10 protein-coding genes are annotated in these 13,073 nt (G+C 70.9%); 4 read left to right on the top strand and 6 right to left on the bottom strand.

Features of this window, described 5'->3' with window-relative positions; translation table 11 throughout:
• Positions 1 to 11: 11 nt before the first annotated feature.
• Both PSH03_RS03435 and PSH03_RS03430 read right to left on the bottom strand, forming a co-directional pair.
• Entirely contained in the window at positions 12 to 533 is a 522-nt protein-coding gene (locus PSH03_RS03435) for a hypothetical protein (RefSeq protein WP_238688223.1), read from the bottom strand.
• Positions 534 to 657: 124 nt separating this feature from the next.
• Positions 658 to 1,419 carry a protein phosphatase 2C domain-containing protein gene (locus tag PSH03_RS03430; RefSeq protein ID WP_255749997.1) on the bottom strand — a complete coding sequence of 254 codons (762 nt, stop codon included), beginning with the start codon at positions 1,417 to 1,419 and terminating at the stop codon, positions 658 to 660.
• A gap of 237 nt (positions 1,420 to 1,656) precedes the next feature.
• Between PSH03_RS03430 and PSH03_RS03425 the strand changes: the two genes are divergently transcribed.
• Positions 1,657 to 2,601, top strand: a complete 945-nt coding sequence (locus tag PSH03_RS03425; protein WP_502361686.1) for a hypothetical protein — start codon at positions 1,657 to 1,659, stop codon at positions 2,599 to 2,601.
• On the top strand, positions 2,598 to 3,584 hold the full coding sequence (locus PSH03_RS03420; protein ID WP_238688220.1) for a hypothetical protein: 987 nt from the start codon (positions 2,598 to 2,600) through the stop codon (positions 3,582 to 3,584). Before PSH03_RS03425 ends, PSH03_RS03420 begins: the two co-directional genes overlap by 4 nt.
• On the opposite strand, the gene murD is transcribed toward PSH03_RS03420, so the two are convergent.
• A complete protein-coding gene (gene murD, locus PSH03_RS03415) occupies positions 3,545 to 4,930 on the bottom strand; it encodes a UDP-N-acetylmuramoyl-L-alanine--D-glutamate ligase (RefSeq protein ID WP_238688219.1) in 1,386 nt (461 codons plus the stop codon). The two genes, PSH03_RS03420 and murD, sit on opposite strands and share 40 nt — an antisense overlap.
• 48 nt (positions 4,931 to 4,978) lie before the next feature.
• On the opposite strand from murD, the gene PSH03_RS03410 reads away from it, so the two are divergent.
• Positions 4,979 to 6,328: a MurL-like N-terminal domain-containing gene (locus PSH03_RS03410; RefSeq protein WP_238688218.1), complete on the top strand. Its 1,350-nt coding sequence runs from the start codon at positions 4,979 to 4,981 to the stop codon at positions 6,326 to 6,328.
• A 415-nt stretch (positions 6,329 to 6,743) separates the two neighbouring features.
• Here the strand turns inward: PSH03_RS03410 and PSH03_RS03405 are convergent, their stop codons facing one another.
• The 3 genes from PSH03_RS03405 to PSH03_RS03395 are packed head-to-tail and all read right to left on the bottom strand — an operon-like array spanning position 6,744 to position 11,019.
• Entirely contained in the window at positions 6,744 to 8,615 is a 1,872-nt protein-coding gene (locus PSH03_RS03405; protein ID WP_502361685.1) for a PucR family transcriptional regulator, read from the bottom strand.
• A gap of 56 nt (positions 8,616 to 8,671) precedes the next feature.
• The gene (gene argG / locus PSH03_RS03400; RefSeq protein WP_210787492.1) at positions 8,672 to 10,123 is read right to left on the bottom strand and encodes an argininosuccinate synthase; all 1,452 of its coding nucleotides are present in this window, start codon (positions 10,121 to 10,123) and stop codon (positions 8,672 to 8,674) included.
• A 47-nt stretch (positions 10,124 to 10,170) separates the two neighbouring features.
• The gene (locus PSH03_RS03395) at positions 10,171 to 11,019 is read right to left on the bottom strand and encodes a TrmH family RNA methyltransferase (RefSeq protein WP_225855454.1); all 849 of its coding nucleotides are present in this window, start codon (positions 11,017 to 11,019) and stop codon (positions 10,171 to 10,173) included.
• 91 nt (positions 11,020 to 11,110) lie between these two features.
• Here PSH03_RS03395 and PSH03_RS03390 point away from each other — a divergent pair, with 91 nt between their 5' ends.
• Positions 11,111 to 12,958, top strand: coding sequence for a thiamine pyrophosphate-requiring protein (locus tag PSH03_RS03390; protein WP_238688216.1), 1,848 nt, complete (start codon positions 11,111 to 11,113; stop codon positions 12,956 to 12,958).
• Positions 12,959 to 13,073: the final 115 nt, after the last annotated feature.

The following is a 13,073-nucleotide window of genomic DNA, read 5'->3' as shown; positions in this document are numbered from 1 at the left end:
GACGGCACCGGTCAGGGCCGGGAGGACGCTCGGATGTTCCGAACCGCAAGCTCGACCGCGCGGTCACAGATCGAGCGCCAGTCGTCCGCGGAGGTCCGCCGCATCCGCAGACCCGCCAGGATGGTCACCGGCCATGAGGCCACCTCGGCCGGCTGCCTGCCGTTGGCCTCAAGGAACAGGTCGACATCGTACTCATTCGAGGTCTGCTCAAGGTGGTCCTGCACCACGGCGATGAGGGCGTTGGCGAGGGCACGGGCGGGGGCCCGCTCATCGGCGGCATCCACGGCGACCCCTGCTGCCGCCACAATGCGGTCCTGAAGCACAGTGGCATCGACGACTGCCAGCCTGAACAGATCGTCGGCGGACATCGGACTGCCTTTTTCCTCGATCACGGCGTGGCACATCCCGTCGGGCCCAGATGCCAACGCCGCCGCAATCCAGCGGCATCCATTGCTGAGGGAGACGCGGGACGAAATTTCGAGGTGCGGGTTGGCCTTATCGGTAATGATCCAATTGACGCGGAGACCGACCATGAATATTCGGTCCTGCGGACAGCCCCATGCAACAGCAGTGTCGGAACCCTGTCAACGAGATCAGCGAGGTCGAACTGCCTGGCGAAGGGTTCTCACTTTGTCGGTCATCTGCACAGCTATCGCCTCATGTCCGGAGCGCAGCGATGGTCGCATCATCATGTCGTTTGACCCGGCGCCGGCCGGGGGGCAGAACCGGCCACCGCGGATAACTCTCCTCGTACGCCCGCACGGCGTCGACGGCGGCACGCGGGCCGCAGCGTTCGACCAGGTCAAAGACGTCCGTCCAGCTGAGCTGGAAGTACTCGACAAGCCGGGAGATGCCGTCAGTGCACAGCAACAGACGGCGCAGCCCTGCGCGCGGCACCACACCCGTTATCGCCTCGGCCGCCGCGCCCGGATCGGTTGACGCCACCCAGAAGCCGCCCGGCTGGTTGCGCAGCCGACCGACGGTGTGCCGATCGTAAGCTGGAAGATCATCCGTGCGATCGTCGTGGATGACCACGATGCCGTCCTGAGCTTCGAACACCACCAGGGAATCGCACAGCACCAGATAGTCCACCTGTTCACCGCGCTCCCGCGCGATGGCGACGGTGGCGGAAGGGCTGTTCGGATTGGTGAGGTCACACCGACCCTCGTGGCGTCGGCGCACCCCCTCGATGGCGGTGGCCAGAACCTCATCGAGCGGCGCCGTCCGTTCGTCCGACAGCGCCTCGACCAGACAGGAGCCCAACGCCCGGACCTGCCACGCCGGATTGTGCACGCAGCCGGTGTCGAGGTCGGGCAGTTGCGTGACGCCATCGAGGACGATCGCGAAGTCGGCCGACACGACGACGTGGTCCTCGTTGGGGCGGTCGGAGCCAGGCTCGGTGGCGAAAGCGAAATCCATGCCGTCTCACACCCCGCCCCCGTGCCGGTCTTGCGCCAAATCCGACCGGTTTGGCCTCGTGGGCGACGCCGGGCCAGCGGGCCCCGGATCGGAGCGCCGCCTGTCGATGAGACCGCGTCGGACCTAGTATCGGCAACACGCCATCGCTTCGCGGTCGCCGAAGGGAGAGTCGTGGTCACCTACGAGCCGGTAGCCTTGCCGGGGCAGAATTTACACCCCTCGCGTCCGTCGATCCCAATGGACGTCCATCGTTGGGTGATGTCTCCGCCCATGCGTGACCTGGTCGAGTTGTTCGGCGGCACGCTCCCCGTGACTGACCAGGCAACGACCGCCGCCCTGCTCGCATGGCTCGACGAGTTCTCCGGCACCCACTGGAACTTCCGCAAGGGAGCGGAACGGCCCGATGCCCAGGAGCCCACCCTGGATGCCGAGCAGAGGGCAATGGTGCTCAACGCCGCGGAGGCTCTCGGGCTGGTGCGCGCCAGGTCACCGCGGCACGACACGTACACCCATCTGCTCGTGCTCGGCGGCCTCGCTCGCGCATGCCTTCAGCGGACCTCGTACGCGGTGGCGCTGCTGGCCAACGTGCTGGTGGGTCGCCCCGAGGTGGCAGCTCTGGGCAGTGGTAGGCCGCTCACCGCCGCGGAGCACGCGCTCCTGCGGGACCAGGGCGTAGAGGCATGTCAGAACGAGATGGACGCCATGGACGCCGGCGTCCGGCGCTACCTCGGCTTCAGCGGGCCGGTGAGCGTGGAGACCAACGAGGTTCCAAACGACTCGGCCCTGTCCTGGTCCGTCCGCACCTACCGACGGGAGAGCGGACCCACCGTGCGGGTGCTCTCCGCCCCGTCGGGTGAACCGGAACAACGGCGGGCGAACACCGCCGACACCCAGCGCTTCTGGGCCGAGCGGGTCACCCTCACTCCAGATGACCGGGTCCTGGTCGTCACGTCGGCGATCTATGTCCCCTTCCAGCACGCCGACGCGCTACGGACGCTGGGCGTCCCCTTCGGCGTCGAGGTGGACACCGTCGGCGTCGAGGCCGGCTGGTCTCATGAGCCCTCGCTGCACCAGCCGGTCAGCCCGGGGAAATACCTGCAAGAGATCCGCTCCGCGATCCGCTCGATGCGGGCGCTGCTCGCCGCTGTCGAGGCGACGACCTCCGCTTCGACGCCGGCATGACCCACTTCCCCACCCACGCGCTGCCATCGTGCCCGCCTGGGGCCGACCCGTCAACGCTCGTCCTGGCCATCGACGAGTGGACCGGCGCAGCGGCGGTCGCCGAACTCGTCAGGACGTTCGGCGGATCACCGCCACCACTGGAACTGGCCGATCGACTCGAATGGCTCGAACTGTTCACGGCACAGCACTGGGACTACCGCGCTGGTGGGGAACGGTATGACTCGAAGAAGACGCGGTATGGCGAGGACGTCGACCAGTTGGTCGCCCAGGCCGCCGAGTCGCTCGGCCTGAGCGGTCACAACCGGCCGGGGCACGTTCGGTACCGTCATGTCCTCGTCGCCGGCGGAGCGGTACGGACCTGCGCGGCCCGGTCGGCTTTCGCCGCCGATCTCGTCGTCGACGGGTTGGACGTCGAGCAGGTTGCTGGCCTCGGCAGTCTCCGGCCCGTCACCGACCGGGAACTGGGCCATGCCCGCAGCCTGGGGCTGACCGGTGTCCAGACCGAATTCGATGCGATGGACGCCGGCCTCGTCCGGGCGTTCCACCTCGACCCGCCCGTCGACGACCAGTTGGTCCCCGGGGCGGGCTCCGGAGGGTCACGTCTGCGCACCTACCGATCCTCGGGCCGGAGCATCCAGACACTGGCGGCACCCTCCACCGAGCCGGCGACCCGGCGCGCCAACACCGCCGACACCCTGCTCTTCTGGGCGGAGCAGGTGGGCCGGCCTGAGCCCGCGGACCGGATCCTGCTGGTCACCACCGATCTGCACGTGCCGTTCCAGCACTGCGACGCGCTGAGGACGCTCACCCTGCGATACGGCTGCGGCGTCGATACCGTCGGGCTGGAACCGACGGCGCTCGCCGATCCCCTAATGCGGCACGCCTACGAACCCTCGGACGTGCTACAGGAACTGCGGTCGGCGATCCGCTCGATGCGAGCCCTTCACACCGCGTTGCTGGCGCTCCGTACGACGGTTGGGTGACCGTTCGCCGTCTGCGCGATCGCCTCGAGGAACGCCTCCGAACGATGCTCGAAGTTGCGGTACCGGCCATAGCTGGGTGCGGCCGGCGAGAGAAGCACCACCCCGTCGGGCGGGGTCAGCCGACGCGCCTGATGGACAGCGGCGGTCAGGTCCTCGACAACCTCGCTGCGTACCCCGGGGAGTCCGGCGAGGGCCTCCACGATCCGTGACCCGCTGTCCGGGATGCCGATCACGGTGATCTCCCGCTCGGCCAGATGATCACGTAGCGGGCCGTAGTCAAGGCCCCGGTCGGCGCCGCCCACGATCACCGTCAACGGCCGCCCGTCGTACGCGTCGATCGCGTGCATCGCCGCGTACGGGCTGGTGGCGAGGGTGTCGTCGACGAAAGTGAGGCCGGACGGGTCGACGATCTCGGTGAGCCGGTGCGCCAGGCCCTGGAACTCGGCGACCGCCACGGCCAGGGTGTCCTTGCGGGCGACCACGTCGACGCCGAGCGCGTCGAGCACGGCCAACGCCACGCAGAGGTTGCTCTCGTTGTGCCGGCCGACCAACGGCAGCACCGCGCGCGGGAAGAGAGGGCGGCCCACCAGGTAGAACCAGGGCGTCCCGTCCGGCCCGACGTCGACGTGGGTGGTGTCGGGCAGACCTGCCCGCACCACCGGGCGGTCACCCAGCTCTGCGATGAGCCGCGGGTCGGTACCGTTAACCACCACGGTCGCCGGATCGTGTGCGATCAGGTTGAGCTTGTCCCGGTAGTACTCCCGCTCACCGCCATGCGCGTCCAGGTGTTCGGGGAAGAGCGCGGTGACCACCGCGACATGCGGCGAGTCGGTGAGGTCACTGCACTGGTAACTCGACAGTTCCAGCACGTAGAGGTCCGCTTCGGGCAGCTCCAGCGTCGGTACGCCGATGTTGCCGCCGAACAGGTTCGGTCGCTCGACCGCGTTCAGCAGGTGGCTGGTCAGACTCGACGTGGTGCTCTTGCCCTTGCTGCCGGTGACCCCGACGGTGCGAGCCGCGTGGTCGGCCATCCAGAGCGCGGTGCCCTGCGTGACGGGGATACCGCGTTTGCGGAGTTCGACCATCCAGGGGTGCGTCTGCGGCACCCCTGGGGAGCGGATCACCACGTCCGCCGCGACCAGCCGAGCGAGCCCGTCGTCGCCGGTCACCAGCGGCGCGGCCCGGGCGATCGGCCCTTCCCACGGCAGCGACAGGAAGTTCGTCCGGTCGTCCACGGCGACCAGGCTGGCCGGGCCGTGCGCGGCGACGGCGGTGACGGCGGCCACGCCCTCACGGCCCGTACCCCAGACGGCCACCGAGCGTCCGCGCAGGTCAGCCAGGTGCACCTAGGATCTCCTTGCTCGCAAGCGGACAGGCTCGGACTAGTATGACCTGTGCCTAACGGACAACTGCGGCGGATGGACGCCTTCACCTTCCCGTCCTACTCGATCGACTTCGCCACCGGCGAGGTGTTGTTCGACTACGCCCTGACCGGCCCGGCCGGTGAGCAGCGGTTCACCGAGGTGATCACGCTTCCGCTGCCGGCGGAACCGCCCTCCGACGAGACGGTGGCGACCCTCAACCGGGTGCTGGAGGTGCTGCACCTCGTCGCCGGGGTCAGCTACTACAAGGCCGCCGCGCCGCCCCGACTCGTGCTGCCGGCGCCGCTGGGCGCGGCCACCGTCGACTACGTCACGGCCGTCTACACCAAGGGCCTCGCGGAGTACGCGTACCGCAACCAACTGCCGCACGTGCTCGAGCTGCGCCCGGAGGCGCCGGCCGGCACCCCGGAGTCACCCCGGGTGTACGACGACTCGGACCGTCGCCCGCTCTCGGCGGTCGGCGGCGGTAAGGACTCGATCGTGAGCCTGGAGGCGCTGCGCCGCGCCGAACTGGACCCGGTGCCGTTCTCGGTCAACCCGAACCACGTGATCGTCGCCGTCAACGAGGCGTCCGGGCTGGTCCCGCTGGCCGCCCGGCGGCGCATCGACCCGGTGCTGTTCGACCTGAACGCGGCCGGCGCGCTGAACGGGCACATCCCGGTCACCGCCATCAACTCCCTGATCGCGGTGGCCACCGCCGTCCTGCACGGGCTGGGCCCGGTGGTGATGTCCAACGAGCGTTCGGCGTCCGACCCGAACCTGGTCTGGAACGGCCACGAGATCAACCACCAGTGGTCCAAGGGCGTCGAGGCGGAGGGGTTGCTGCGGGCGTCGCTGGCCGAGCACGCCGGCCTGACCGACCCGTACTTCTCCCTGCTGCGTTCGCTGTCCGAGCTACACATCGCCCGGCTGTTCGCCGAGTTCACCCGGTACGACGACGTGGTGACCAGCTGCAACCAGGCGTTCAAGCTGCGCGACGCGAGTGAGCGCTGGTGCCGTGACTGCCCGAAGTGCCGCTTCGTCTTCCTGGCCATGGCGCCGTTCATGCCACGGGAGCGGGTCACCCACATCTTCGGCGGTGACCTGCTGGCCGACGAGTCGCAGATCCCCGGCTACCGCGAGTTGCTGGGCGTGGACGGGCACAAGCCGTTCGAGTGCGTGGGCGAGGTCGAGGAGTCGGTGGTGGCCCTCGGCCTGCTCGCCGAGCAGGACCAGTGGCGCGACGCCCCGGTGATCCAGGCCCTGGTCGACGCCGTCCCGGAGACGGCCTGGTCCGCAGTGGCCCACTCGGACGTCTTCACCCCCGGCGGCCGCAACCACATCCCACCCACGTACGCCAAAGCCCTGAATTCCCTCACCTGACTCGGAAGTGGGCCCACTTTCCCCAGTCGGCCCGGCCCGGCCCCGCCCCGCCCCGCCCCGCCCCGCCCCGCCCCTGGGGAGGGTGCCCCTGCTCCTTTGGAGCTGATGTCGTAAACGAATCAGGGCACGGTTGACCCGCGCCGCGCCGGGCCGGGCCGAGCCGAGCCGAGCCGAGCGATTCGTTTACGACATCAACTCGATAGCGTGCCGGCTCCCTATGCCCACCCCTACGCCGGGCCGACCCCGCCCCCGTCGATCATGGCGTTCTGGTGGGCGCAATAGACGTTTTCGCGCCTTCTGCCCCCCACCACAACTCCTTGATCGACGCGGGCGGGGCCGGGCGGGGCCGGGCGGGGCCGGGCGGGGCCGGGCGGGGCCGGGCGGGGCCGGGGTGAGGGCCGGGGTGGGGGCGGGGTTAGGGGGTGCGGACTGCTTCCAGGGCCAGTAGGGCTACGTGTAGGGAGAGGCTGGCCTCTACCGAGTCCAGATCCACGTCGAGGATGCGGGCGATGCGGGCCAGGCGTTCGTAGAAGGCCGGCCGGGACAGGTGGGCGGCGGCGGCACCGGCGGACTTGTTGCGCCCCTGCTCCAGGTAGGCGCGCAGGGTGTCGAGCAGCCGTTCCCGGGGGTGCCGGGCGTCGTACTCCAGGAGCGCGCCGAGTTCGCGCTCGACGAACGTCTGGAGGCGGGGCTCGTCGCGCAGCAGGTGCAGCAGCCCGGCCAGGCCGACGTGCGGCAGCCGGAAGATCGGCAGGTCACGCCGGTCACGCCGGGCCGCCTCGGCGATCTGCCGCGCCTCGACCAACGACCGTCGGGCCTCCCGCAGGGTGCCCACCCCGGAGCCGGCGGCCACGATCACGCCACCCGGGCCAGCACCCCGGAACGGGTCGACACCGACCCCCGACCGAGCGGCCTCGACACCGAACGCCGCGCGGGACGGATCTACGCCGAGGCCAGTACGGGCCGGATCGGCGCCGACCGCCGCACGGGAAGCCTCGGATGCGGGGCGGGACCCGTCGACGCCGGCGGCGGCGCGCGCCGGTTCGACACCGGGTGCCGGCCGGCCGGTGCCGGCGTCGAGGCGTACCCGACGAAGGGCGCTGGCGAACGCGGACAGCGCGCGGTCCTCGGCGGCCGGGTCCGGCAGGGCCAGCAGCGCGCCCACCGAGTGGTCGTCGACGGCGCTGGTCAGCGCGGTCAGCTTCGCCTCCCGCAGGGCCTGGCCGACCGCCTCGGAGAGATCGCGTAGCCGGGCCTGGCCGGCCTCGGGGCCGACCTCCCCAGCGGGATCGTCGGCGCGGTGCCGGACCATCACGCCGACCAGGTGTCGCCGGTCGAGCACCACGCCGAGCGCCTTGGCCCGCAGCCCCACCTCGTCCACCGGGCGGGAGTGGTCGAGCAGCGCGGTGAGCAGGGTGCGGTGGATCTGCCGTTCCAGGCCCTCGGCGTCACGGCGGATCAGCCGGCCCAACGCGAGGGTGGACGCGGCCCGCTCGATCAGGATGGTGAGCCGGGTGGGCGGGCCAGCGGTCGGTTCGACGGCCTGGGCGCTGGGCACGTCGCCGCTGGCCGGCCAGCGCAGCAGCAGCCGACCCCAGTCCTGCCCCCGGGCGCCGACGGTGGTCACCAGCCAGCCGCTGTCCGGGTCGTACGCGGTCCGCCCGGCCGGGCGGATCCGCCGGGAGTGCTGCTCCCAGCCGTCCAGCAGCAGCTCGGCGCTCTCCCCCGCCGGGTCGTACCCGAGCACCTGCCGGGACAGGTTCTCCAGCACCACCGGGCAACCGGACAGCTCGGCGGCCTGGCGGATCACCTCGGCGGCGTCGGCGCCCTCCACGGACAGGTCGTTGAACCGCTGGTGGATCTCCTCGGTGGCGCGCAGCTCGGTGAGCTGCGCGTCGACGATCAGCGCGTGCACCGCCTCGGTGATCCGGACGAACGGGGTGGCCCGGCGCAGCTCCACCAGGGGAAGCCCACGCCGTTCGGCGGCGGCGGCCATCACCCGGGGCACACCGCTGACGTACCGGCGGCCCAACTCGACGACGAGTCCGGAGACTCCGACGTCGGCGAGATCACCGATGAACGCGCGTAACCCGGCGTCGTCCCCGGGCAGACCGATGCCGGTGGTGAGCACCAGTTCGCCACCGCCGAGCAGGGTGGCGATGTCCGGCACCTCGGCGACGTGCACCCAGCGGACGGGTCGGTCCAGCCCTTCGTCGCCGGCGACCACGCGTGGCGCGCCGTGGCGGACCGGGTCCAGGCCGAGGACCTCACGGACGGTAGGGAACACGGCCGACACGCTACCGTCCGTGACGCCGGAACTCGACTTACCACCGGCACGAGGGGTCAGTCGACGCCGAACTCCATCGCTGCGCGGTCGAGCGCCTCGTCCTCCGCCGAGGCGACGCCACGGGACGCGATGGCTTCCGCGCCGCCCTCGGGCATCGCGCCGATCAACCCGGTGGAGGCGGCCTGCGCGGCTCCGATCATCCGCTGCGGGTTCCCGCCGCCGACCAGGCCGAGGGAGGCGTACTGCTCCAGCTTCGACCGTGAGTCGGCGATGTCCAGGTTGCGCATGGTGAGCTGGCCGATCCGGTCCGACGGGCCGAACGCCGAGTCCTCGGTGCGCTCCATCGACAGCTTGTCCGGGTGGTAGCTGAACGACGGGCCGGTCGTGTCCAGGATCGAGTAGTCCTCGCCCCGGCGCAGCCGCAACGTCACCTCGCCGGTGACCGCCGTGCCGACCCACCGCTGCAACGACTCGCGCAGCATCAGCGCCTGCGGGTCCAGCCAGCGGCCCTCGTACATCAGCCGACCGAGGCGGCGACCCTCGTTGTGGTAGTTCGCCAGGGTGTCCTCGTTGTGGATGGCGTTGACCAGCCGCTCGTACGCGTAGTGCAGCAGCGCCATCCCGGGCGCCTCGTAGATGCCCCGGCTCTTGGCCTCGATGATCCGGTTCTCGATCTGGTCCGACATGCCCAGGCCGTGCCGGCCGCCGATGGCGTTGGCCTCCAGCACCAGGTCGACGGCGCTGCCGAACTCCTTGCCGTTGATGGTGACCGGGCGACCCTGGTCGAAGCCGACGGTGACGTCCTCGGTCGGGATCTCCACAGACGGGTCCCAGAACCGGACGCCCATGATCGGGTTGACCGTCTCGATGCCGGTGTCGAGGTGCTCCAGGGTCTTCGCCTCGTGCGTGGCGCCCCAGATGTTGGCGTCGGTCGAGTACGCCTTCTCGGTGCTGTCCCGGTAGGGCAGGCCGCGTTCGAGCAGCCACTCGGACATCTCCTTGCGCCCGCCCAGTTCGGTGACGAAGGCGGTGTCGAGCCACGGCTTGTAGATGCGCAGCATCGGGTTGGCCAGCAGGCCGTACCGGTAGAACCGCTCGATGTCGTTGCCCTTGAAGGTCGAGCCGTCGCCCCAGATCTGGACGTCGTCGGCGACCATCGCCCGCACCAGCAGGGTGCCGGTCACGGCGCGGCCCAGCGGAGTGGTGTTGAAGTACGCCCGCCCGCCGGTGCGGATGTGGAAGGCGCCGCAGGTCAACGCGGCCAGGCCCTCCTCGACCAGGGCGGCGCGGCAGTCGACCAGACGAGCGACCTCGGCGCCGTAGCTGAGCGCGCGGCCGGGCACCGAGGCGATGTCGGGCTCGTCGTACTGGCCGATGTCGGCGGTGTAGGCGCAGGGAATGGCGCCCTTGTCGCGCATCCACGCGACCGCGACCGAGGTGTCGAGGCCGCCGGAGAAGGCGATGCCGACACGTTCGCCGGTGGGCAGGGAGGTGAGAACCTTGGACACGGGGAAAATTATGCAATAGAACGCATGGCCATGCAAGCCGAAGCGGTCTACTCGCCGCCGAACGGCGGATCCTCACGTCCCAGCTCCCAGAACGCCACCGCCGCCGCGGCGGCCACGTTCAACGAATCCACGCCGCGCCGCATCGGAAGGACCACCCGCACGTCGCTGGCGGCCTGGGCCGCCGCGGTGAGGCCGGGCCCCTCGGCGCCGAGCAGCAGCGCCGCCCGCTCACGCTGCGCCGGGGTCAACCGCTGGATCGGTACGGCGTCCGGCGCGGGCGTCATGGCGAGCACAGTGAAGCCGGCCTCCCGTACCTGGTCCAGGCCCTCGGGCCAGCGGTCGAGCTTCGCGTACGGCATAGCGAAGACCTCACCCATGCTGACCCGGACACTGCGCCGGTACAGCGGGTCGGCGCAGGACGGCGACAGCAGCACCGCGTCGATGCCGAGCGCGGCGGCACCCCGGAAGACCGCCCCGAGGTTGGTGTGGTTGTTCACGTCCTCCAGGAGCACGACCCGGCGCGCGGCGGCGAGCACCTCGGCCGCCGTCGGCAGCGGCCGGCGGTGGAACGACGCCAGCACCCCCCGGTGTACGTGGAAGCCGGTGGCCCGTTGCAGCACGTCCTGGGTCGCGGCGTACACCGGCGCGTCGCCGGTGTCCAGGTCGGCGAGCTGGTCGACCCGCTTGGCGTCGACCAGGTACGACCGCGCCGGGTAGCCCGCGCGCAACGCCCGGCGCAGCACCAGCTCCCCCTCGGCGATGAAAAGGCCGTGCGGTGGTTCCCAGCGGGTGCGCAGCTCGACGTCGGTGAGCGCCCGGTAGTCGGCGATCCGGTCGTCGTCGGGGTCGGTGATCTCGTGGACGGGCACCCGACGATTCTGCCGGACGCGGAGCAGCGCGCTTCGACGCCCGTCCGAGCGGGTGTTTTGTCCGAAGAAGAAGGGGAATGACCGGCGGGCATCGGACGCGACGGGAAGGACCAGCCAGGTGAGCGCAGACGACACCACGCCGGACGAAGCGGGCACTCTGCCCCGGCGTCCGACCGTCGCCGACCACATCGTGTCGCGACTGTTCAGCTGGGGCGTACACCGCTACTTCGGCTATCCCGGCGACGGCATCAACGGCCTCACCTCCGCGCTGCAACGCACCAACGGCCGCGCCCAGTTCATCCAGGTCCGCCACGAGGAGACCGCCGGCTTCGCCGCCTCCGCGCACGTCAAGTACGGCGGCGGGCCCCTGGGCTGCGCTCTGGTCACCAGCGGGCCGGGCGCCATCCACCTGCTCAACGGCCTGTACGACGCCAAGCTCGACCACCAACCTGTGGTCGCCCTGGTCGGTCACACAGCGACCACCGCCGAGGGCGGCGGCTACTACCAGGAGGTCGACCTGCTCGCCCTCTACAAGGACGTGGCAGCGGCGTTCCTGGCCCAGCTCGACCACCCGGCACAGGTACGCCACCTCGTCGACCGGGCGTGCCGGACGGCGCTGGCCCGACGCACCGTCACCGCCCTGATCCTGCCCCTGGACCTCCAGGACGAGCCGGCCGTACCGAACCCGCCGCACGCGCACGGCTACTACCAGACCAGCAACGCGCCGAGCAGCACGCCGACAGTGCCGCCGGAGGCGGACGTACGCCGGGCGGCCGAGGTGCTGCGCGGCGGGCAACGGGTGGCCATGCTGGTCGGCCAGGGTGCCCTCGGCGCGCGCGACGAGGTCCGTGAGATCGCGGATCGGCTCGGGGCCGGCGTGGCCACCGCGCTGCTCGGCTTCACCGCCGTCGACCACCGCGAACCGTGGGTGACCGGCGCTATCGGGCTGCTCGGCACCCGACCGAGCTGGCAGCTGATGAACGGCTGCGACCGGCTGCTGATCGTGGGCAGCAACATGCCGTACTCGGAGTTCTACCCGCCGCCCGGGCAGGCCCGCGCAGTGCAGATCGACCTGGACGGCACCCAGCTCGGGCTGCGGTACCCGACCGAGGTGAACCTGACCGGCGACGCCCGCCCCACGCTGCGGGCGTTGCTGAACGAGCTGGGCCCCGGCCCCGGGCCGACCGCCTGGCGGACGGAGGTCACCGAGGCCACCTCGGCGTGGCGCCGGGTGCAACACGACCTGGCCGAGCAGGCGGCCGACCCGGTCAACCCGCAGTTGCTCTTCCACACCCTGAACGAACGGCTGCCCGACGACGTGCTGCTCACTGTCGACTGCGGCACCACCACCGCCTGGTACGCCCGACACATCCAGGTACGCCCCAGCATGCTGGCCAGCCTCTCCGGCACGCTGCTGTCCATGGGCGGCGCCATGCCGTACGCGCTGAGCGCCAAGTTCGCCCACCCGGACCGGCCGCTGGTCGCGCTGATCGGCGACGGCGCCATGCAGATGAACGGCGTCAACGAGCTGATCACCGTGGCGAAGTACTGGCGCAGCTGGGCCGACCCGCGCTTCGTGGTGCTGGTGCTCAACAACCGGGATCTGGCGTTCGTCAGCTGGGAACAGCGCTCCACCGAGGGGACGCCGATGTTCCCGGACAGCCAGCAGTTGCCGGACATCGCCTACCACCAGTGGGCGGAGGTGCTCGGGCTGCACGGCGAGTTGATCGACTCACCGGATCAGGTGCGCGACGTCTGGGACCGGGCGCTCGCCGCCGACCGTCCGGTGGTGATCAACGCCCTGGTCGACCCGGCGGAGCTGATGCTGCCGCCGCACTTCACCGTCGAGCAGGCCCGCAAGACCGCCGCGGCGGTGCTACGCGGCGACACCGACTGGGCCGGAATCATCCGCCGCGGCCTCCCCGCCACCCTGGCCAGCTACCGCCCCCGCCGCCGAGACCGCTAACCCCGCCCTCGGCCCGGCCCCCGCCGGCCCCGCGATCTTGCACTTTCTGCACCGACAAAAGCTTGCAAGAAGGTGCTTTTAGGCAACCGAAAGTGCAAGATCGCGGGGATGGGGG

The sequence above is a fragment of the Micromonospora salmantinae genome (assembly GCF_022230905.1).
GTDB classification, from domain to species: Bacteria; Actinomycetota; Actinomycetes; order Mycobacteriales; family Micromonosporaceae; genus Micromonospora; species Micromonospora salmantinae.
This window is presented reverse-complemented; position numbering and strand designations above follow the sequence as displayed.